Here is a 21,341-nt window from a genome sequence, read left to right as displayed (position 1 = left end):
GAGCGCCGCCGGCGCTCCGCCCGCTCCTCGCCCCCGCCACCGTCGCAGCGCGGTCTCGACACGGATCCACGGCGCCGCGAACACCCGCGACTCACGCTTTCGAGTCCTTGGGCCAGGTGGATCATCCGCCAGTGCCACGCGACCTCGCCCGACCGGCTCTGCGACCTCAAGGGCTCAGGTCAGGCGACGCAGGCCGTCCACCCGAGACGCGCCGGTCGCGCAGAGCACCGCACGGCCGGTCGCCTCGTCCGCTGTCCCACCGCCTGGGAGCCCGGGGCCCACCAGGATCGTGCGGACCATACCGCGAACCACCGGCGACCCGACCCGCACGGCCGACCTCGGTGCCCGAGCGCGGGAGAGGCCGCCACGCCGTCGGCCACCGAGCCCCTTGCCTCCCGCCCGGCTCACGGACCGGTTTCCGTCCCTGCGGGCCGGGCAGGGGAGGCGCCATGCCCCTGAGCGACGCGCTGAACCCGAGCCGATTCACCGACGACACCGTCCCGCTGCTGGTGAAGGGGTACGCCTGGCTGCCGGACCGGCGGCGCCGCGCCCAGGGCGCCATGGTGCGCACACGGCTGCTCGCCCGTCCCACGGTTGCGCTGCGCGGCCCGGAGGCCGCCCGCTTCTTCTACGACGAGGCGCACGTCCGGCGGCACGGCGCGATCCCGGAACCGGTGCAGAGCACCCTGTTCGGCCACGGTGCCGTGCACGACCTCGACGGGGCGGCGCACCGCGTCCGCAAGTCGCTGTTCACCTCGCTGATGACCGCGGACAGGGTCACCGCCCTCGCCGACGGCGCCGCCTCCGCCTGGGACAGGGCCGTCCAGGAGTGGGCCGAGCAACCGCGGATCGTCCTCTTCGACGAGGCGGCACGGGTGCTGACCGCCGCCGTGTACGACTGGACCGGGGTGCCGCTCGACCCGGCCGACCTGGACGGCACCGCGCAGGACCTGGTGGCCATGGTGGACGGCTTCGCAACCCCCGGGCCCCGGCACTGGCGGGCGCGGCGCACCCGCACCCGGCAGGAGCGGCGGACGGCCGCCTTCGTCGCCGAGGTGCGGCGCGGCGCGGCGAAGGCACCGGCCGACTCGCCGGCCGACGCGGTGCTCCGGCACCACGGCGTCGACGGTGAGGCGCTCGACACGCACACGGCCGGGGTGGAACTGCTCAACCTGCTGCGGCCCACCGTCGCGGTGAGCTGGTTCGTCGCCTACGCCGCGCACGCCCTGCACCGCTGGCCCGAGCACCGCGCAAGGCTGCGCGACGGCGATGGCGGGTTCGCCACCGCCTTCGCGCACGAGATCCGCCGCTTCTACCCGTTCGCGCCCTTCGTGGGCGGGCGGGCCGTGCGCGACCTGGACTGGCAGGGCGAGCACATCCCGGCCGGCGCGACCGTCCTGCTCGACGTGTACGGGCAGAACCACGACCCCGCGCTGTGGGACCGCCCCTACGCCTTCCGCCCGCAGCGGTTCGCCGACGGCGGGATCGACCCGTTCACGCTGATCCCCCAGGGCGGCGGTGACCCCGGCGCCGGGCACCGCTGCCCGGGTGAGGACATCACCGTGGCGGTGCTCCGCACCCTGGCGATCCGGCTGGCCCGGCTCGACTACCGGGTGCCCGAGCAGAACCTCGCCATCCCGCTCCACCGCATCCCGTCCCGCCCGCTCAGCGGCATGGTGCTCGCGGACGTCCGCGCACCCGGCTGAGCGGTCACCTTCCGGGACGCCCGGCCATCCCCGACCGGGGTTCCCGGGGACCGGCTCCCGGCGACGCTTGGGCCGAGGTGAATTCTGCAGCGCAGCCCGGGCCGGGGCCGGCCCTCCGGTCGATCGCGGCCGCGTTCCCGGCACGAAGCAGGCGCGAGCCGCAGACGGCCTCGTGGACCGGGTCCACGTCGGTGCGGGGGACATGTCCTCTTGCTGACGGCCTCCAGCTCGATCCCCGTCTCACTCGGGCGGAGCGCGTCGGCGGCCCGGGCCGGAGCGGCCCGCCGCGACCGTCCGCGACGCCGAACGTCCCGGTCGCCGAGAGCGGCCCCCTCAGACCGGGCGACGGCGCCGGAGGCCGGGCATGCCGCCGGCCGCCGGGCCAAGAGGCGGGAAGAACGGAGCCGCCCGGGCGACGGGCGCGCGAACCGGTCCGGCGGCCCGGATCGAGCGGGACACCCGCCGCACTCGCCTCCAAGGCGGCGCCGCGCGTCCGCTCAGGACCCCAGTCGGGTCGCGGCCGCACGGAGCGCGGCGGAGGCGCCGGACAGGATGGGGTCGCCATGGCCGAAGCACGCGATCTCGGCGTCCAGTCCGGCCAGGCGCAGGAACGAGGCCGCCGTGCGCTCACGGTCCAGGTTGAACACGCCCAGCATCGTCTGCCCGCCCGGGTTCGCCGCCGTGTCGCCGGTGAACAGCACCCGCGGCTCGGGCAGGTACAGCGCGATGCTGCCGTCGGTGTGGCCGGGAACCGCCACCACCTGGGCGCCGCCGCCGAAGTCCAGCACGTCGCCGTCGTCCACCTCGTGGTCCACCCTGGCGGGCGGCGACGGCGGTGTGACCGGGATGGTCGCGCGCAGCTCCCGCTCCCAGTCGGCGAAGTCCGGCGCGGGACCGGCCAGCTCGCCCCGGACGAACGGAGCGTCGGCGCGGTGCGCGACCACGACCGCGCCGGCCCACGCCGCCACCTCGGCCAGCGAGCCGGTGTGGTCCTCGTGGAAATGGGTCACCACCACGCGATCGACGTCCTCCGGACCGTGCCCCAGCTCGCGCAGCGCCCGCGCGATCCCCGGGCCGGCGCCGACCGGCCCGGCGTCGATCAGGGTCAGCGACGCCCCGTCGCGCCACACGTACGCCTGGCCCACCATGAACCTGAGCATGTGCAGGTGGGGCAGCAGCTCGACGACCTCGACGTCACTCTCGGTGCTCATATCGGCAAGCTAGGCGAACCGGCGAAGACGCGCCCACGGCTTTCGCGCACAGCAGAGAGCGCGCGCTCCTCCTGCGGCGCCGGCGAGCACGCGCGGAGGCGCGGCGAAGGTCGCCGACCCCCACCACGGAGAACGCCATGCCCATCTCCGGTACCGACCGACGCCCCAGGCTCTTCGGCGAGCGCCGTCTCCGGCGACGGCCCTCCGCCGCATCAGCGGCCCCGGACGGACGGTGACCTTGCGCCCGCCCTCCGCACGGCCGCCGACCGTGCGCAGCCGCTGACCACGGCAAAGGCATGGACGGCCGGGCTCCGTCCGACTCGACCCGCCTCGGAACCGCCGACTCAGGGCACGGGCCGACCGGCTCGGCGTCCGGCCGGTCCGGTAGGAGCAGCGCCCTCCGGACCAGCGCCCGCTAGCCGGGAAGCGCGTAGCCACCGTCATCGAGGGGGTCGACCAGACCGTCGGCGATCAGCGCGTCCAGCGCCCGCTCGCGCTGCACCGGTTCGTCCCACACGGCGTCCAGCGCCGCCTTGGGGACCGGTCCGTCGGCGTTCCGGAGCACGGCCAACAAGCGGCCCCGGCACTGGCGGTCGGTCCCGGCATAGCGCTGGCCGCGCCGGGGCGGCCCGTCGTAGCCGGGCTTGCCGGCCAGCCGCCAGGCGCACCGCTCCGCCACGGGGCAGTCCGCGCACCGGGGCGACCGTGCCGTGCACACCAGCGCGCCGAGTTCCATCACGGCCACGCCCCAGGTTGGGGCGTCCTCATCGGGGAGCAGGGAGTCGGCGAGGCGCCGCTCCGCCGAGGTGGTGGCCTTCGGCGGGAACTCCTCACCGCTGACCAGCCGCGCCAGCACCCGCCGCACGTTCGTGTCCAGCACGGAGTGGCGTCCGCCGAACGCGAAGCTGGCCACCGCCGCGGCGGTGTAGGAGCCGACCCCGGGAAGTTCCAGTAGCCGGCCGTGGTCGTCGGGCACCCGGCCGCCGTGCCGCTCGACCACGGCCTGGGCGATGCGGTGCAGGTTCAGCGCCCGGCGCGGGTAGCCGAGCCGCCCCCACATCCGGACCGCTTCGCCCGCGGGCTCTTTGGCCAGGTCGGCAGGGCTGGGCCATCGGGCCAGCCACTCGTGGTAGACGGGCAGCACGCGGGCGACCGGGGTCTGCTGGAGCATGATCTCGCTGACCAGGACCGCCCAGGGGCCCGCGTCGGGTCTCCGCCAGGGGAGGTCCCGCTGATGGGTGGCGTACCAGTCGACAATCGGTGCGGCGTAAGGGTTTGTTGTCATCGTCCATCGTCGGCGCGGCGGGTCGGGTGGGATCGGGGACCGTGAATCGGGATACTGCGGATATGGAGCCGGATACGTATGATCGTCCACGCTCCGGGCCGGTACCCCCGGAAACCTACTGGCGGCGCAGGGTTTTCGTACTGGCCGGAGTCTTCGGCATCATCGCACTGGTCGCGTGGGCGTGCTCGGCCCTGGCCGGCCCGGGCGACGACACCGGTGCCGGCGACCCCGGACCGGCGGCCGCGTCGGCCTCCCCCAGTCCGACGCCCGAGCAGTCGGTCCCGCTCGATCCGGGCTCCGGGGCGAGTCCGTCGCCGCAGCCCTCGGAGTCGCCGTCGGGCACCCCCGCCCCCGGCGCGAGCGGCGTCCCGGCCGATGACGCCCAGCCCGCCGCCAACACCGGGCAGCAGGCCGGCGCGCCCTGCGCGCCGGAGAACGTCGTCGTCACCTTCGACATCGACCGCGAAGTCTACGCGGCCGGGCAGGAGCCCCGGTTCGAGGTGACGGTGGTGAACACCTCCGACGTCATGTGCACCTTCGACGTCGCCCCCGAGCAGCTCGAGGTCCGCGTCACCTCCGGTTCGGACCGGATCTGGTCCAACCTCGACTGCGCCGAGCAAGGCACCGACCCGCAGGAGCTCCAGCGCGGCGTGCCCCACACCGAGCGGATCGACTGGGACCGCATGCGGTCGTTCACGGACTGCCGCGACGCCGCGATCACCGCTCAGCCCGGCACCTACGTGGTGCGGCTGTACGGCGACTACGCCGCCACCGCGCCCGAGGACCGCTACGTGTTCCACCTGCGCTGATCACCTCCCGGCCGCACGGATCCGTCCGGCCGGGGCCGCCCCGGAGGTTCACGTCCGGCCGATGTCACCGGCCACCGGCACCCTGTGGACGTGAGCAGCGCACCGAGCAGGACCACCGTCGTCCCACTGACGCGGGTCCGGATGGCCAAGGACTACATCGACCGCCATTACACCGAGGAGATCGACCTCACCGAGGTGGCGGCCGAGGCCGGCTACTCCCGCTACCACTTCCTGCGCGGCTTCTCCGCCGCGTACGGCGAAACCCCTGGGCGGTACCTGTCCAGGCGCCGGATCGAGCGGGCCCGCGAACTGCTGGGCGCCGCCAACCTCACCGTCACCGAGGTCTGCCACCTCGTCGGTTTCAGCAGCGTCGGCACCTTCAGCGCACGCTTCAAGGCGGTGGTCGGCATCTCGCCCTCGCAATACCGGCGGCGGTCGGGCCGGCCGGCTCCCGTCCCCGGCTGCTACGTGTTGATGTGGGCCAACGGCTTCGCCACCGGCCCTGGAACCGCAACGCAGGAGAAGCCCGCGCCGCGGCCGCGCCGGTAGCGTCGCCGCGTCGAAGCCGATCGCACCACAGGGAGCGAAGATGATCACGGGGATGTCCCACACCCAGGTGTGGGTGCTGGACCAGGACTCCGCCCTGGACTTCTACACGAAGAAGCTGGGCCTCACCCTCCACGACGACGTCAGGCTCGGGCCGGATGGGCCGCGCTGGCTGACCGTGTCGGCACCCGACCAGCCCGAACTGCGCATCGTGCTGAGCGAGGCGAGCCCGCCCATGCTCGACCCGGAATCGGCCGAGCGGCTGCGGGCACTGATCGCCAAGGGGGTGCTGGGCGCCGGAGTGATGTCCACCGGCGACTGCCGCGCCACCTACGCCGAACTCGCCTCCCGCGGCGTGACCTTCGTCCAGGAGCCGGCCGAACGCCCATACGGCATCGAGGCGGTGTTCCGCGACGACTCCGGCAACTGGTTCAGCCTGACGCAGCAGACCGCCGACTAGACAGACCCGGCTGCCCTCACCCGGGCCCGCCTCCGTTGGAGCGGCCCGTCCGAGCAGACCGGCGCGCCGAGCCCCAGGCGATCGCGCTCGGGAGCGGCCGCCTTCCGATGCCGCCCGGCACGCGGTCCCGGCCGTCCGACGCCGTACCGTCGCCTCGGCGGTGACCTGCGGAGAAACGTCTCGCAGCGGGCCGCCCTCGTCCCACCGCCCGAACCGGGTCGGTCGCCATGGCGACTCGGAATATCGTTCTCGCCCCGCACGCACCCGTGCCGGCCTGCTTCGCCCGACACGGTCGACGACCGCAGACCGCTGCACCGCACGGGATCGCGCGGCCCGGCGAAGAGTCGGCGGCGTCGGCTCACTTATGGTGGCGGATAGCCCGGCGGGCTCGGCTTGCCCAGTAGTAGCCGTCCTCCGCGGGGAACCCTGGTGCACCGCGCCGAGTTGTCCGATGTGGTGCCAGGCGGCGAGACAGGAGTCGGTATGGGCACGGTTGGCGGACGGATGGGTGAGTGGTTCAGGCGCCTCATCGGGCGGCCGGGAACAGTTGACCTCGGTCCGTACCGGCGGCTGCTCGGCCAGGTCGGTGACCGCGAGCCGACGGTGCGCGAACTGCCGGACGAAGAACTGACCGCCTCCGTCACTGAACTCCGCGCAGACGAATCCGTGGCCGGCGCCGACAGGTTTCCCACCGACAAGCTGGTCGAGTTCAGCGCCCTGGCCCGCGAAGCCGCCAGACGCGCACTCGACGAGCGGCCTTTCGACGTACAGCTGCTCGGCATGATGGCGATGCTCTCCGGCAACGTGATCGAGATGGCCACGGGCGAGGGCAAGACGCTCGTGGGAGCGCTCACTTCCGCGGGCTACGCCATACGGGGACGACGCGTCCACATCGCATCGGTCAACGACTACCTGGCACGCCGCGACGCCGAATGGATGCGGCCGGTGTACGACCTGCTCGGCGTCTCGGTCGGCTGGATCGGCCAGGACTCCACGGCCGACGAGCGCCGGGCCGCCTACGCCTGCGACGTCTGCTACGGCGCCGTCAGCGAACTCGGCTTCGACGTACTGCGCGACCGCCTCGCCTACGAAGAGTCCGAACTGGTGGTGCCGGAGCCCGACGTCCTGATCGTGGACGAGGCCGACTCCGTGCTCGTGGACGAGGCACGGGTACCGCTGGTGCTGGCCGGCGCGATCGAGCAGAGTGCCGCCGACCCGGCCCTGGCGGAACTGGTCAAAGGGCTGGGCCGCGGTGTCCACTACGAAATCGAGGAGGACGCCCGCGCCGCCCATCTCACCAACGCGGGAATCGACCGCGTCGAAGCGGCACTGGGCGGCATCGACCTCTACGGCGTGGAGCACATGGCCACGCTCACCGCCGTCAATCTCGCCCTTTACGCCCACGCACTCGTCGAGCGGGACGTCGACTACATCGTGCGCGACGGCCGGATCCAGTTGATCGACGACAACCGCGGCCGTGTGGCGACCTTGCAGCGCTGGCCCGACGGCCTGCATGCAGCGGTCGAGGCCAAGGAGGGACTCGTCACCAGTGAGAGCGGCGAGGTGCTCGACACAACGACGATCCAGGCACTGGTCCGCCGCTACCCCACCGTCTGCGGTATGACCGGCACGGCGGTGGCCGTCGCCGAGCAGCTCCGCGAGTTCTACGAACTGGAAGTGGCGGTCGTCCCGCCGAACGTTCCCTGCATCCGCAAGGACGAGCCGGACCGGCTCTACGTGACCCGCGACGACAAAGAGGACGCTCTGGTCGCGCACATCTCCTCCGTTCACGGCGAGGGCCGCCCCATTCTGATCGGTACCCTCGACGTCGCCGAATCCGAGCGGCTGGCCCGCCGCCTGCGCCGTGCCGGTCTGGAGTGCTCGGTCCTGAACGCGAAGAACGATGCGGAGGAAGCCGCCATCATCGCCGAAGCCGGCCGGGAGGGCGCCATTACGGTCTCGACCCAGATGGCCGGCCGCGGCACCGACATTCGTCTCGGCGGCCGGGACGCCCAAGATCACGACCGTGTCGCCGAGATCGGCGGCCTGTATGTCATCGGCACCGGCCGCTATTCGAGCAGCCGTTTGGACGACCAGCTGCGCGGCCGCGCCGGACGACAGGGGGACCCCGGCGGTTCGGTCTTCTTCACGAGCTTCGAAGACGATGTGATCGTCCGGCACGCCTCGGACACCGCGGTTCCGAGCGCCGATCCGAAAACGGGCCGGATCGAGGATGCCGGCGGGAAGTGGTCGATGAACCACGCCCAGCGGGTCGCCGAGGGCGAGCTGCTGGAGTTGCACCGCAATACCTGGCGGTACAACAAGTTGGTCGAGGTCCAGCGTTCGACGGTACTCGAGTATCGGAACAAGGTTCTGCATTCTGACCTGGCCGACAAGGAGTTGGCGGAGCGGTGCTCTGAAAGGCATGCCGAATTGCTCGGCGAGGTGGGCGCCGAGGTCTTGGCGGCAGCGGCGAGGCAGATCGTGCTCTACCACTTGGACCAGCGGTGGTCCGAGCATTTCGCGCTGCTGACCGAGTTGCGGGAGGGCATCCATCTACGGGCGCTCGGGCGGCGGAACCCGTTGGACGAGTTCAACCGGGACGCCGTGCCGCCGTTCCTGAATCTCCTTGCGGAGGTCCGGGAGCAGGCCGCGGAGACCTTCCGTTCGGTCACGATCACGCCTGAGGGTGTGGACCTGGCGGCTTCTGGGTTGAAGCGGCCGACGGCCACGTGGACCTATCTGGTGCGGGATGACCAGTTCGATGAGGGTGAACGGTTCATGAGCACCATGAAGAGGGCGATGCGCCGGCCGAAGTGAGCTGGTTCGGGGTGGTGGCGCGGGTCGCTTGGTGGGCCCTGGCGCGATTTTCTGTTGTGGTCGTGTTGTGGGTGGGTTGGGCTGCGGTGGCTCGTCCTTTCGGTCAGGGGTGACGGTCACGTTGCCGTGAGTACGCCCAGCGGCCATCGTTTTTCGTCGTCGGTCCGGATGGTGGCAGGGCTACTGCCGCCACCCGGGCTTCCCGTGAAGCACCGCCGACACGCGTCGACGGCCTACGGCGCCCCAGGTCGGAGGTGATAGCGGAATGGTCTGCGCGCATTCACCATCCCTCCCTCGCGAACCGGGTTGAGGCGGCAACGTGACCGCCACGTGCGACAGCGTGTCGTGATTGGCGTTCGCGCGCCACTGCGGCGTCCACAGGTTGTGGATAACCGTGTGGTCGCGCGGAGATATCCACATGGTGCGGGTTCGCCTTGACGACTTGGGTTGGTGGTGTGAGGGCGACTTGGCCATGAAGCGCCTCAGCACGGGCTGGACGATTTCGGGGTCAGACGTCGGCCGGGCAGAGCGGCGGCCTTCGGCGGGGTAAGGCGGGGATCGGTCGACCGGCGTTGCCTTTTCGGGGTGCTGGTCTCGGGGCCGGTGGGTCCTGGTGCCTATGTCTCGTTTGGTGAATTTCTCAGTGCCGGGTCGGCACCAGTGACGGGGTCGGTCGTTGCGCTCACGAGGCCGGTTGCGCGTGGGGGTCGGGTTCCGCGCTCGGGGGCGTCTGCGGGTCGGCGCAGTCGGGGTCGCCGTCGGCCGCTTCAGTTGGGGTCGCGTAGAGCCGCGTGGCCGCGGCTTCGGCGATGGCGCACGTCCACTCGGCGAGGCCGGGGGGCGCGTCGGGCGCGGCCGCGGCGTCGCGCAGCCGGTTCCACAGGTCGGCCCGGGTCCAGCGCAAGTACCAGCGGTGGGCCGTCGGCACGGTCACGCCGAAGTGCGGCGGTAGCTGCTGCCACGCGCACCCGCTGGTCAGGACGTAGATGATCGAGGTGAGCACCAGGCGCTCGTCCGCCGCGGCCCGTCCGCCGCCCTGCGGCCGACGCGGAGCGGGCGGCATCAGCGCACGCGCCATTTCCCACATTTCATCGGGCACCATTCGGCGCGCGAGTCGGTCCATATCCACCGTTTCCTTTCGGCCGTTCTCCCGACCAAACGAGACATACGCTCATGTGCGAATACGTCGCCGCCTGGGCTAACGTGAGCGCGCTCGAAACCGGTTTCGGCTCCACGACGACACTAGGACAAGGAGAACGCCATGATTCTGGTGACCGGGGCGACCGGCACCGTCGGCCGCGTAGTGGTCGACCGCCTGCTGTCGGCGGGTCGGCCGGTGCGCGCGCTGACGCGTGATCCAGCCCGGGCCGGTCTTCCCGCCGGGGCGGAGACGGTCCGCGGCGACCTCACCCGGCCTGAGGAGCTGGCCGATGTGCTGGCCGGGGTGGACCGGATGTACTACCTGCCCGCGCTGGACGAGGAGGACGCGGCCGCGCACGCCAAGTCCTTCCTGGCGCTGGCGATCAGGGCCGGGGTGCGGCGGATCGTGATGCTGTCGGGTCTGGCCGTGGCGGTCGGGCGGCCGGGCAGCTTCGAGCTGCTGTATGAGATCGAGCAGCTGGTGGAGGCGTCGGGTGCGGAGTGGACGCATCTGCGGCCCGGCGAGTTCGCCGTCAACAAGCTGGACGTGTGGGCTGAGAGCGTGCGCACCGAGGGCGTGATCCGCAACGCCTTCCCCGACGGTCTCGGCGCACCGGTGCACGAGGCCGATATCGCCGAGGTGGCGGTCGCGGCGCTGCTGGAGGATGGCCACGCCGGGCGCGCGTACGCGCTCAGCGGGCCGGTGGCGCTCAGCCACCGGGATCAGGCCGCGGCGGTCGCGGAGGGCTTGGGCCGACCGATCCGCTTCGAGGCGCTCACGTACGGGCAGGCCCGCGCCTCCTATATCAACGCGGGATTCCCGCCCGAGATCGCCGAGTACGTGCTGGGCTACCAGGCCGAGTACGCCGAGGAGCCGCCGGTGCCGTCGGACGACGTCCGCCGAGTGCTGGGCCGTCCGGCCCGGTCGCTGGCCGAGTGGGCCGCCGACCACGCGGACGACTTCAGCTGACCCGCGCGCCTTCGGCCGGGCCGCCTTCTGGCGGCCCGGCCGATCGGGCGTCGGAGACGGGCCCGGCCGACTCGGCCGGACTCTTGGCTTGGAGCACACCGTCGAAGCGGCACGGCGGGCTTCCGGCCACGCGAGCGGCCGACGGTGCCACAAGGCGCCCACCAGCGGCGACTGAACGGGCGGCGTTGTCTGTCGGCGGGAGGCATCGGTGCTCGTCGGTGTCCTGGCGACCGATGGCCGGCCGCCACTGCGGCCCCGCCCGACCGACGTACGAACGCACCGCGACGCTGCCGCTTTCCAGCAGCGATTCCGGGTGGTGGTCGACGCCACCATGGGTTCGAGGTCGTCCCTGGTCCGGAATCGGAGGCCAGGGGCCACGCGCTGCGGGAGGAAGCTCGTCAACACCGTGAGCCCGTGCGGGTCCGGACAGGCACACGGACGCGGGTCCTGCGCGACTCGGACGCCGACATGACGGGCGCGCCGATCGAACTCGTCGGGGACGGCACGACGGACGGTCGACGGCGCTCCGGCATGGTGTGCCCGGCAGCCCCTCCCGAGACGCGGGGATGGCGGGTGCGGTCGATTCCGAGGTTGGGCCCTGGCGGATCGTCGGCATGGATGGCGGCACCGGCAGGTGAAACGTGCCGGAGTTGCGGCTCCGGACCGCCCCCGTCCCGGACCCGGACGGGTCGCCTTCCAGCAGGGCGCTCTGAGAACACCGGAGTGCAGGGGGACGCCGATTCGGGCGAACCTCCCACGGCACCACCGTTCAAGGCGGACATTGCACTCCGCCGGCCGCCGACAGTCCTGCGCGCCACGGTCGTCGGCGCGGCCGATTACGCGCCGATCTCACCCGCCAGAACGGTGCGATGGGCCGTCGACGCCGACCGGCGGGTGTGATCGGTGGTCCCCCGAGGGCCTGAAGACCGTCCCACGCGCCTGGGAGCGGAGGCCGCTGACGCCGGTCCGGCGTGGCCGGAGCCCGCCCCGGGACTCCCGGTCGACGGCGGCCGGCGGCGTCGGCTTCAGCGGCCCGTGCCGGTGCAGGCCATCACGCGGTCGGGGCGGTGCGGCGGGCGGCCAGTGACGCCAGCAGGAAGGTGCCCAGGGCGATGCCGCCGAGGACGGCCGAGACGGGTGGCAGGGCGGCGACGGACGCCGTCGAGAGGAGGATCCCGCCGAGGGCGCCGCCGACGGCGACTCCGATGTAGGTGAAGCTGGTGTTGAGCGCCAGGGCCTGGCCACCGACGGGTCCGGCGAGGGTGAGCAGCCGGGCCTGGATGGCCGGGGAGTTCCAGAACGCGGACCCGGCCCAGACGACGGCGAGCGGCGCCACCACCCACAGCGGCACGGGGCGCAGCGGCCAGAGCAGGGTGAACACGGCCATCACCGCCATGAAGGCGCCGATGCCGCCGATGAGGGTGCGGTCGGCGCCCCACCGGTCGGTGGCCAGTCCGCCCAGCCAGATTCCGGCCATCCCGGCCACCCCGGACGCGGCGAACATCGCGGCGCGCACGTCGGTGTCGGCGGTGGCGAAGTCGGCCAGGTAGGGCGCGAGGTAGGTGAGCAGCATCATCGAGCCCGTGATGGTGAAGGCGTTGGCGAGCAGGCCGAGGAAGACAGGCGCCGACAGCAGCACCCGTACCTGCTCCAGCAGCGGCACGGCGGGGGCGGGCCGGGTGCGGGGCAGCGTCGCGAGCAGGGCAATGAGCGCGAGCGCACCGGCGGCGGCCATCGCCGCGAAAGTGGCCCGCCAGCCCCAGGCGCCGCCGATCCAGGTGCCCAGGGGCACGCCCAGCGCGATCGAGCCGGTGACGCCGAGGGACACGGTGCCCAGGTAGCGGCCGCGTCTCCGTTCGGGGGCCAGGACGGCGGCGACGCCGAACAGGGCCGGGGTGGCCATCGCGGCGGCCAGCGCGGCCAGGACGCGCATCGCCATCAGGACCGCGTAGGAGTCGGTGGCGGCGGCGATGGCGTTGGCGGCGGCGAAGGCGGTCAGCGCGATGCCGAAGACGAGGCGGCGCGGCCAGCGCGCCGTCAGGACGGCGGCCACGGGCGCGGCCACGCCGACCGTCAGCGAGAAGACGGTGACGAGCTGCCCGGCGGCGGCCTCGCTCACACCCAGGCCGACCGCGATCTCGGGCAGCACGCCGGCGATGACGTAGTCGTCGGTGTAGAAGACGAAGGCTCCGAACAGGAGCGCGAGCAACCAGGCGGGCACGGCGGAGCATCCTTCCGTGCGGACGGGCGTCCGGCAAGCGGTTTAGCCGCGTCGGAGCAGGTGGCGGCCGACCGGCGTCCGGATGGCGCGCCGCTCGCCGTGCGCGTACGCGGGGCGTTCGGCGGGCGGATGCCGGGTTGCCCGGGCGTGGCGGCACCGTGTCGATTCGACGTCAGCGGTCGGCTGGTGCCGCCCTTTCGCAAGTCCGTTGCCGCCATGCGTGCGGTGTCGTGCGGAAGACGAGGGCGGAATGGAGATGGGCTTCCTGTCGGGCGGGTGGTGTGCACGGCCGCGACGAAGCGGCATGGCCGCCGTACCGGATCAGCCGATTCGGCGTGTGTCTGCCTTGCTGGTCATCGATTCGTCGGCTTGTCGTCGTGTGGACCGCACTTCACTCGCCGCCCTGTCCACGGATCCGTACGCGTTCGATTCGGAGGCGGGTGGACGCGGCGGTTCCCCGGTCGCCGACTCGCGACCAGAGCCCCTCAGCCGGATTTCGAATATCGCTGCGTAGATGTGCCACCAAGGTACGTGGGCCTCATTCGGCCTGCTCCATGCGGCACACGGATCAGAACGCGGACGATCGCGGGCAGCGTCGGTCACTCAACCGCGAGCAGCGGTCGCGCGCATCAAGCCGCATGTCCGACCGTCGATTCGTCGGCATGGCGCCCTGACGGCTCCGCTCCGCTCGTCGCACTACTGCGGTGAACGGACCGGGCCGGGCGCCGTGCGCACAGGGGTTCGACGGCCTGCCGCCACCGGTCCCCGGACACGGCCGTTTCCCGGCCGCCTCCGACCGTCCGCCATGGATCTGCTGCTCTGGTACCGCCTCGCATCCGCTGCTCGGCCGCCGCGGTTCAGGGGCGGAGCGGCGCTACGGCGGCCGCGAGCATCGATGTACGACAGGAGCGCGCTCGGGCCGGCCTGCACCAGGACGAACACGTCACCGTCGTGTTGTCGCCATGCGGTCTTGAGGGCCGCCCTCGGCTCCCTCCTGCGCAGACGCACCCGTCGGCCTGCAAAGCGTCGACTGATGCGGTGTTCGGGTACGCGTCCGACCGTTGATTCGTCGTCGTAGGGAGCACGCATTCGTCGATTCGTCGGCGGCCGATGTCCGGCGATGGGGATCGCTGCACCTGGATCGGCTTCGTTTCGCTTGCCGGTCGCCATTGGCACGGATCCGGTTGTGCGCTCGCCGCGATCCTCGTCCGGATCCGCCGACAGGTGCTGTCGTTTCGTTCGCCTTCCCGGGGTGGACCGTCCGGCGGGTGCCGTCCCGCCCGTCCGCGGCGGGTGGTGCCGTGTGGGTGCCGCGGTGGGGCCGGTTCGGTGGTCGTCCGGGCGACTAGTCCTGGTACTCCAGGCAGAACGGGTGGCCGGACGGGTCCGCGTAGACGCGGAAGCCGGGTTCGTCGGTGGACAGGAGGGTGGCGCCCATGTCGAGGACCTGCTTCTCGGCCTCGTCGATGTCGTCGACGCGGATGTCCAGGTGGAACTGCTGCGGGAAGGCGGCGTCGGGCCAGCGCGGCGGCCGGTGCTTCGGCGCTTCCTGGAAGCACAGCCGCCAGGTGCCGTGCTGGATCTCGATCCAGCCGCCGTCGACGCGGGTGATGGGCAGTCCGAGCAGCTCGGAGTAGAAGTTCGCGAGGGTTTCCGGGTCGGCGGTGTCGAGGACCACCCCGGAAAGCTCTCCGACCATTCTGCTCTCCCTCCGTGAATCGGCGTCCGCTCAGCATGCCGGAACGTCCGGTGGGGCGCCACCAGCGCGGCGTCGGCGGGTTCAGCGGGGGTCGGCCGCCAGGAGGTAGAGGAGGGCGTTGAGGGTGGTGCCGCCGACGATGTCGCCCTTGTCGATGAGGCCGAGCACGTCCGACAGGGGGACCCAGGCGACGCGGGCGGCTTCGGATTCGTCGGTGGGGGCGCCGACGCGGACGGCGGTGTCGGCGCGGAAGACGATGTGGAGGCTGTCGCTGATGCCGCTGCTGGGGTTGGTGCGGATCAGCGGGCGGAGCGGGCCGGGGCGCCAGCCCGTCTCCTCCTCGACCTCGCGGGCCGCGGCGGCGCTGGGGTCCTCACCCGGTTCGACGCCGCCCATCGGGATCTCCCAGCCCCATGCGTCGGTGATGAAGCGGTGCCGCCAGAGCAGCAGCACCCGGCGCCGGTCGTCGACGACGACGGCGCCCGCGCTGGGCCGGAGGCGGATGAGCCGGTGGGCGAGGCGGCGGCCGTCGGCGACCTCGACGTCGGCGAGCCGGATGTCGAGCCATTCGTCCTGGTAGAGCGGTTGTTCTGAGTGGACGGTCCAGCGCATGCGTGGTCTCTCCGGTCCGGTCGCGCGGCGTTGGCACGAGCCTAGGGTGCGGGAACGGTTTCCGCCGGGGATGGTCGAGGTCACGCGGCGGGGGTGGTGGCAGCCGTTGGCCGGGCGGCCTGGTCCGGGCCGGTGATTGAGTCGCGGGTGTCGTTGGCGATGGCGGGGCGGTGCGTTGGTCGGGCTCGGGCGAGGGAGGCTGGCGCTCCGGGCTGCCGACGGGGCCGTCCGCCTGGTTCGTGGCGGCGCTGCCTGGTTGGGGTCCGGCGGGTGGGCAGGTGACGGCGGAGGTGGGGTTTCCTGGGTCCTGAGCCGGTCCGGCCCGCTGCTACGCCTGCTGGCCGCCGAGAGGCTGGGGATGGTGCACACCGCCGTCCGGTGGCTGATCAGAGGCGCGCCAGACACGGAGGCTTGCCGTCCTAACGGACGAGGCGTCCGGAGGGGCTGTCGGGCCGCTTGTCCACAAGAGGGCGGCACTGCCGCGCGGGTTGTCCACAGCCTGCGCGTTCGCAGTCGCGGCGCGCGGCTTGCGGCGGAAGAATTGATACGGGGGGTCACCCCCAGGCACCCAGGGGGTGACCCCCCGTAATCAATCGTCCCACGTAACGATGTGCCGCCGCGAGTCGTGGTCCGCAGGCTGTGGACAACCTGTGCCGCTCGGCAAGCGGTCTGTAGACGACTCGTCTGCAAGGCGATCGAGTGGGTGGTGCTCAGCACGGGGACGCCCGGCCGTGGCACCCCGGCCGGCGGGTGTCCAGGGGCGGTCGGCGGCGGCGGAACGGGCACGGACGGGCGGTGGCAATCGGTGGGCCGGGTGGGCGTGCGCTACGGTGCTCGACCGTGACCGATTCCTCCTTCCTGAGCATTACCAGATCCGGCTACGACGCCGTGGCCGATGCCTATGTCGAGCGCTCTCGCGGCGAGTTGGCCGCCAAGCCGCTGGACCGGGCGCTGCTGGCCGCGTTCGCGGAGACGGCGCGGGCGGACGGCCTGGGGCCGGTGGCCGATATCGGTTGCGGCTGGGGACGGATCACGGCCTACCTGCACGGGCTCGGACTGGAGGTCTTCGGTATCGACCTGTCGCCCGGCATGCTCGCGCTGGCCCGCCAGGAGTTTCCTGAGCTGCGCTTCGAAGAGGGGTCGATGACCGGCCTCGACCTGCCCGACGGCTCCCTCGGCGGCGTCCTCGCCTACTACTCCTTTATCCACATCCCGCCGGTTCGCCAGCCGGAGGTGTTCGCCGAGTTCCACCGGCTGCTCGCCCCCGGCGGCCATCTGATGCTCGCCTTCCAGGTCGGCGACGAGCAGTGCCACCTCACGGAGGCCTTCGGACGCGCCGTCGAGCTCGACTACCACCGGCTCTCGCCCGACAACGTCGCCGAACTGCTGCACCAGGCCGGTTTCGCCGTGCACACCCGGGTGCAGCGCGAGCCTGAACGCGCCGAGGCGACCCCGCACGCCTATCTGCTGGCCCGCCGCCCTCCGGAGGGCGACCCGCTCTGACGTCCCGTCGGGCGGCGGGTCCGGGGACGGGGCGGGTCAGTCGGCGGTGTCCGCGCCGACAGTCCCGTCCCGCGCGGGCTACGAAACAGACCGCGGGGGCCGCGCCGTCCAGGGCGAACACTGTTTCATGCGTCGTTGCAAACGCCTGGTGGCGTGAAACGGCCCCATGAAACGATGGCGGGGTGAACGAGGACTTCCTGCGGGTCGAAGCGCACGACTGCCCGATGTCGGCGTGCGCCGCTCCGGCCGGGTCGCCGTGCCGGACCGGGCGGGGCCGGGTCGCGGCCCAGTACCACACGGCGCGGTTCCGGTTGGTGCCCGCGCTGGCCAAGGCGCTCAACGTCGCCGTCCCCGCGCTGCGCAGGCCGGGGTCGGTGTGGGTGGAGCTGCCCCGCCCGCCGGCGGCCGACGCCGGATCAGCCTCCGGTGTGCGCCTCGGCTACGCGCGTGCCTCCACGCTCCGCCAGTCCCTGGACACCCAGCTGGCGGCCCTCGCCGAGGCCGGGGTGAGCCGGGTCTTCTCTGAGAAGGTCTCCACCCGCGCGCTGCGGCGCCCCGAACTGGAGCGGGCCGTGGCCCTGGCCGGGGAGCTGCGCGCCTCGGGTGTGGCGGTGACCCTGGTCGCCCACGAGCACAAGCGGCTGGGACGGGGCATCGAGCTGGCCGCCCTGGCCGAGCAGCTGCGCGCGGCCGACATCGGGCTGGAGTTCCTCACCGGCGAACTGGCCGGCTCCCACGACCCCACCGGAATCGTGTTCACCGTGCTGGCGGCGATGTCGGGCAGCGAACGCGAGTACATCCGCGACCGGACCCTGGAAGGCCACGAGACCGCCCGCGCCAACGGCACCGCCATCGGCGGGGCCGCCGTCACCGACCCCGCCATGCTGTCGATGGCCCTGCACCTGCGGGAGCAGGGCCAGAGCCTGCGCGCCATCGCCGCCCAACTGGTCATCACCAAGGGCGCGAAGAAGGGGCAGCACCCCTCCCCGGCCACCGTCATGCGCATGCTCCGCGACCACGACGACCGCACCCAGCACAGCTGAGCGCCGCCGCGGCGGCAGGGAACCGGACGCGTAGAAGACGTCCCGGGCAGGTCCCGAGCGGTGCCGCGGCGTCCTCTCCCATCTCGTTCTTCCATCCCGCCGGCGCTCAGGGTTCGGCGGAACCTAGCGACTTTCCCGAGGTTGTCAAGGCCAATCGCCCGACGCCAAAAATCAAGCAAATCCGCGCCCGACACATGTTTTCGCTGGTCAAGTGCCGTTTTTCGCATCAGCCACCCACAATTAGTGATGCAAATCACACTAAGAGTTATGGGTTTGTTACATTGACTCAGCGTCAAAGGGACGATTTCGCGTTATGATGTGGAGTTAGCGACACGGGGGCCTTATACCTCTGGTACCATGGCGAGTCAGATCGGGACGGGAGTCCCGGGGCTCGCCTTTTTCGTGTTCCGGAGCACTGCCCCCCATGGGTCCTGCGGGACCCACACGAGAAAGCGGCGGCACCACGGGTGCCGCCGCTCGCATACGCCGCACCTGTTGGTAGCAGGTCGGCGGATGTGCCCGTTTGGCCGCTGAAACCGCAGCGGCCCTTTTCTCTAAGGAGATGCCGGTGAGTGAACCACCGGGAATCGAGGATTCCTCCTCCGAGCAAAACGATCCCCAGGATAACCGAATTCCGGATTCGGGGTCAACAAGTTCTGCACCGGCAGACGGCGTCAGCGCTGGTCAGAGCCCTGCCATGTCGGTGGGGACGGTGGTGAGCGGCTTCGCGCTGCTCGCTGACGCCCCGTGGTGGGTGGCCGTGGCCGCCGGCATCACGGCCGTCGTGCTGGTCGTGTGGCCGTGGCAGTCAGCCCACCGCCATGACCTTCTTGGGCGCTGGTTCAGCGGCAAGCGGCGGAACTAGGAGGTCTCCAATGGCCCGCCTCCCGTTCTCGCGGTGAGGCGGGCCTTGGCGTTGCCCCGGAAGCGCCCAGGCCAACCGCACCGGCTGCCAGCTCCTCGGGCGCGGCGGGGTCCGACCGGGACGAGTCGGCGGGCGGTGCGCTCGTCGCCGCCGGTCCGCGCCGCCGCCGCGCGCAGCTCCTCCAGGCCGCGCTGATCGCCCGCCCTCACCCTTCCTCTTCTTCGGCGTTCACGACCAGGCGCCCGCCGCCGGGCACCACGTAGGTGCCGGGCGGCACCGGTCGGCCGTCGGCCATCACCCGACCGCCCGGGCCCGTCTCCAGCACGTCGAAGGGCAGCAAGGGCACGCCGCCCGCGGCCGCGGCCGCGCCGGCGGCATCCACCAGGACGGCGCGGCCGCCTTCGCGGTGGGTGATCAGCTGCGGCCCGGTCTGTGCCGCCAGCCTGCGCACGTCGGCCCACTGGTCGCGCGCCTCGCGCGCCCCCCAGCTGGCCACCGGCACCAGCCCGGCCGCTTCGGCCTGCTGCTCGCTGACCAGCGCGCCGTCGGGCGCCCCGTCGGAGGTGATCCCGATCGGTCCCTCGCCCTGGGCGACGCGTTGCACCAGCGGCCCGAGCCTCGCCCGCACCGCCCGCACCGGCAGCTCCGCATGCGGCCCCGCCGCCCTCTCGCCCATCCGTCCGCTCCCCTCTCCGGTACACCTGCGTACCGGACACGGGCAACGGTACACGGGCGTACCGGAGATTGCCATCGGATCGGCGCCCGGACCGGTCGGCCATCCCGGCGGGACGCCGACGCATTTTTTGATAGCTATCAAAGAGTTTCCAGGTGATAATGGGCGCATGGACAGGAATCAGCGGCTCGGGGTGCACGTTCGGGTATCTCCGGATGAGCGCAGGGCGGTACGGGCGCCGCGGTAGCCGGCCGCGGTCGCGACCAGGCCCGCCAGCACGGCCGTGAGCGCCCCTAGCTGCTGGACGGCCTGGCCGGCCGCCGCGAGTGCGCCCGCCTGGCCCGTCAGGTTGGCGAGCCCGGTCGGATCCAGCCAGAACCCCGCCGCGAACATCGCCGCGAGCAGCGCTCCAAGCGCTGGTGTCCAACGCCATCGCAGGAGCAGCACGATCAGCGCCGCCAGCAGCAGGAACACCAGCTCCGAACGGGCGCTGGCCGGATTGGCCTCTCCGCCCGGCGGGATGGCCACCGGGAACTCCACCCCGGCGACCATGAGGATGCCGTTGCCTGCGGCCGTGGCCAGCAGGCCCAGCACCGTCGCCGCCCGCCAGCCCCACCGTCGTCTCGTACGCATGTCCGTCATGGCGGCCAGCCTGGCCGCGGCACGGCTACGCAGTCGTCGGTCCGGGCGCGGCTCTCCGCTACGCAGATCCGCGTAGCGGCCCGTCGGTGTGCGGGTCGGGTGGCGCGCACGGTGCGGTAGTGCGCTGCGGCCGGTGGGCGTGCGTGCCCGAGGGCTCTTCGTCCCGGCAGCGCCGTGAGGCTTCCGGTCACCTGTTACGGCGGCGACCGGTCGGACTGGCGGCGTGCGATGTACTCGGTGCGCAGCCTCTGAGCCGCCTCGCGGTCGAGTTGTCCACAGCTCGGTTTGCAGCCCGGGAGTTATCCACAGCCTGCGGAACGCGGCTCGCGGCGGCGCGCGTTGCGCGAGAAAATGGTGTTAGGGGCTGCCCCCCTGGGCGGGAGGGGGATGCGCGCGGGGAGGTGTGGTGCCGACTGCCCCGATCCGATGGATCGGGTGGGTCGGTGGTCTGGGGGTCGGTGCGCTGATGGTCGGGGGTCGGATCGAGGGCTGGCGGGCGGCGGGGTGGCCGGTTGGGAGGGGAGTCGCCGCCGGGTTGGGCGGCTTGGCCCAAGGTGAAAACGGGTTGCGGTGTCGTACCCGTGCGGGATCATTCGATCATGCCCACCACGCTTACGCCGCGCCGCCACGGCATGCCCGTGCTGGTCGACGCCGAGGCCGCCGAAGCCGTCACCGGCCTGCCGCGGGCCAGCCTCGCGCCCTGGGCCCGGTACGGGCGGCCCGAGCGGCCGCTCTACGACCTGCGTGAGCTGCCCGTCGCCTGGTCCAGCCCGCTGTCCGGCGCCGAGTAGGGGACCCGCGCCGCACCGCGCGGGCTGCGGCGCTGCGCCGCTGGGCCCGTCAGCCCTCGAGTTGCTCAGCCGCTCGTCATCCGCCACGAGCACCGCCACCGCCTTCACCGGACGCGGAGCGGGGCCGACCGTCCGCGGCACCGCACGCGCTGCGCTCGTGCCGGGCAGGGCTGGTCCGGCGGCGGTCCGGCGCCCTGGAGCGTCCGTACCCAAGGTCGACGACACCGGGGGCACCCCGGCCCAGCAAGCAGGACGGCACGCAACGCCCATGGCGTCGCTCAGCGCGTCGGCGGACGCCACCGGCGTCGAAGGGCTGCGAGGCGTCGTCGAGAAGGCCACGCCGCC

18 protein-coding genes are annotated in these 21,341 nt (G+C 72.4%); 10 read left to right on the top strand and 8 right to left on the bottom strand.

The window, feature by feature from the left end; genetic code table 11:
* Positions 1 to 449 precede the first annotated feature (449 nt).
* Entirely contained in the window at positions 450 to 1,706 is a 1,257-nt protein-coding gene (locus CLV72_RS12170; protein ID WP_106244779.1) for a cytochrome P450, read from the top strand.
* Positions 1,707 to 2,203: 497 nt separating this feature from the next.
* Here the strand turns inward: CLV72_RS12170 and CLV72_RS12165 are convergent, their stop codons facing one another.
* Together CLV72_RS12165 and CLV72_RS12160 are read right to left on the bottom strand one after the other, a co-directional pair.
* A complete protein-coding gene (locus tag CLV72_RS12165) occupies positions 2,204 to 2,917 on the bottom strand; it encodes an MBL fold metallo-hydrolase (RefSeq protein WP_106244776.1) in 714 nt (237 codons plus the stop codon).
* A 415-nt stretch (positions 2,918 to 3,332) separates the two neighbouring features.
* Complete coding sequence (locus CLV72_RS12160; protein WP_106244774.1) at positions 3,333 to 4,202, bottom strand: HhH-GPD family protein; 870 nt, start codon at positions 4,200 to 4,202, stop codon at positions 3,333 to 3,335.
* Positions 4,203 to 4,264: 62 nt separating this feature from the next.
* Here CLV72_RS12160 and CLV72_RS12155 point away from each other — a divergent pair, with 62 nt between their 5' ends.
* The 4 genes from CLV72_RS12155 to secA2 all read left to right on the top strand — a co-directional run bounded on the left by CLV72_RS12155 (position 4,265) and on the right by secA2 (position 8,837).
* Positions 4,265 to 5,011, top strand: coding sequence for a hypothetical protein (locus CLV72_RS12155; protein WP_106244771.1), 747 nt, complete (start codon positions 4,265 to 4,267; stop codon positions 5,009 to 5,011).
* Between the two features lie 90 nt (positions 5,012 to 5,101).
* A complete protein-coding gene (locus CLV72_RS12150; RefSeq protein WP_211302832.1) occupies positions 5,102 to 5,560 on the top strand; it encodes a helix-turn-helix transcriptional regulator in 459 nt (152 codons plus the stop codon).
* Between the two features lie 40 nt (positions 5,561 to 5,600).
* Positions 5,601 to 6,017 (top strand): VOC family protein, encoded by a 417-nt coding sequence (locus CLV72_RS12145; RefSeq protein ID WP_106244766.1) that lies wholly within the window; start codon positions 5,601 to 5,603, stop codon positions 6,015 to 6,017.
* A 504-nt stretch (positions 6,018 to 6,521) separates the two neighbouring features.
* Positions 6,522 to 8,837 carry an accessory Sec system translocase SecA2 gene (gene secA2 / locus CLV72_RS12140; protein ID WP_106245473.1) on the top strand — a complete coding sequence of 772 codons (2,316 nt, stop codon included), beginning with the start codon at positions 6,522 to 6,524 and terminating at the stop codon, positions 8,835 to 8,837.
* Between the two features lie 682 nt (positions 8,838 to 9,519).
* On the opposite strand, the gene CLV72_RS12135 is transcribed toward secA2, so the two are convergent.
* On the bottom strand, positions 9,520 to 9,924 hold the full coding sequence (locus CLV72_RS12135; protein WP_281262414.1) for a transposase: 405 nt from the start codon (positions 9,922 to 9,924) through the stop codon (positions 9,520 to 9,522).
* A 174-nt stretch (positions 9,925 to 10,098) separates the two neighbouring features.
* Between CLV72_RS12135 and CLV72_RS12130 the strand changes: the two genes are divergently transcribed.
* A complete protein-coding gene (locus CLV72_RS12130) occupies positions 10,099 to 10,947 on the top strand; it encodes an NAD(P)H-binding protein (protein ID WP_106244762.1) in 849 nt (282 codons plus the stop codon).
* Between the two features lie 1,051 nt (positions 10,948 to 11,998).
* Here the strand turns inward: CLV72_RS12130 and CLV72_RS12125 are convergent.
* The 3 genes from CLV72_RS12125 to CLV72_RS12115 all read right to left on the bottom strand — a co-directional run bounded on the left by CLV72_RS12125 (position 11,999) and on the right by CLV72_RS12115 (position 15,479).
* A complete protein-coding gene (locus CLV72_RS12125; protein WP_106244759.1) occupies positions 11,999 to 13,168 on the bottom strand; it encodes an MFS transporter in 1,170 nt (389 codons plus the stop codon).
* Between the two features lie 1,345 nt (positions 13,169 to 14,513).
* A complete protein-coding gene (locus tag CLV72_RS12120; protein ID WP_106244757.1) occupies positions 14,514 to 14,867 on the bottom strand; it encodes a VOC family protein in 354 nt (117 codons plus the stop codon).
* Positions 14,868 to 14,948: 81 nt separating this feature from the next.
* Entirely contained in the window at positions 14,949 to 15,479 is a 531-nt protein-coding gene (locus CLV72_RS12115) for an NUDIX domain-containing protein (protein WP_106244755.1), read from the bottom strand.
* Between the two features lie 840 nt (positions 15,480 to 16,319).
* Here CLV72_RS12115 and CLV72_RS12110 point away from each other — a divergent pair.
* The 3 genes from CLV72_RS12110 (at position 16,320) to CLV72_RS32175 (ending at position 18,890) form a co-directional block, all read left to right on the top strand.
* Complete coding sequence (locus CLV72_RS12110) at positions 16,320 to 16,982, top strand: class I SAM-dependent methyltransferase (RefSeq protein WP_106244752.1); 663 nt, start codon at positions 16,320 to 16,322, stop codon at positions 16,980 to 16,982.
* 182 nt (positions 16,983 to 17,164) lie between these two features.
* Entirely contained in the window at positions 17,165 to 18,025 is an 861-nt protein-coding gene (locus CLV72_RS12105) for a recombinase family protein (RefSeq protein ID WP_245930116.1), read from the top strand.
* Between the two features lie 697 nt (positions 18,026 to 18,722).
* Entirely contained in the window at positions 18,723 to 18,890 is a 168-nt protein-coding gene (locus CLV72_RS32175; protein WP_170140960.1) for a hypothetical protein, read from the top strand.
* A 205-nt stretch (positions 18,891 to 19,095) separates the two neighbouring features.
* On the opposite strand, the gene CLV72_RS12100 is transcribed toward CLV72_RS32175, so the two are convergent.
* Positions 19,096 to 19,566, bottom strand: a complete 471-nt coding sequence (locus CLV72_RS12100) for a type II toxin-antitoxin system prevent-host-death family antitoxin (protein ID WP_170140959.1) — start codon at positions 19,564 to 19,566, stop codon at positions 19,096 to 19,098.
* A gap of 177 nt (positions 19,567 to 19,743) precedes the next feature.
* Positions 19,744 to 20,196, bottom strand: a complete 453-nt coding sequence (locus CLV72_RS12095; RefSeq protein ID WP_146159432.1) for a hypothetical protein — start codon at positions 20,194 to 20,196, stop codon at positions 19,744 to 19,746.
* A 608-nt stretch (positions 20,197 to 20,804) separates the two neighbouring features.
* On the opposite strand from CLV72_RS12095, the gene CLV72_RS12090 reads away from it, so the two are divergent.
* Positions 20,805 to 20,996 (top strand): hypothetical protein, encoded by a 192-nt coding sequence (locus CLV72_RS12090; protein WP_106244742.1) that lies wholly within the window; start codon positions 20,805 to 20,807, stop codon positions 20,994 to 20,996.
* The last annotated feature ends 345 nt before the right edge of the window (positions 20,997 to 21,341 follow it).

Source organism: Allonocardiopsis opalescens, assembly GCF_003002095.1.
In the GTDB taxonomy this organism is placed as follows: domain Bacteria; phylum Actinomycetota; class Actinomycetes; order Streptosporangiales; family Streptosporangiaceae; genus Allonocardiopsis; species Allonocardiopsis opalescens.
This window is presented reverse-complemented; position numbering and strand designations above follow the sequence as displayed.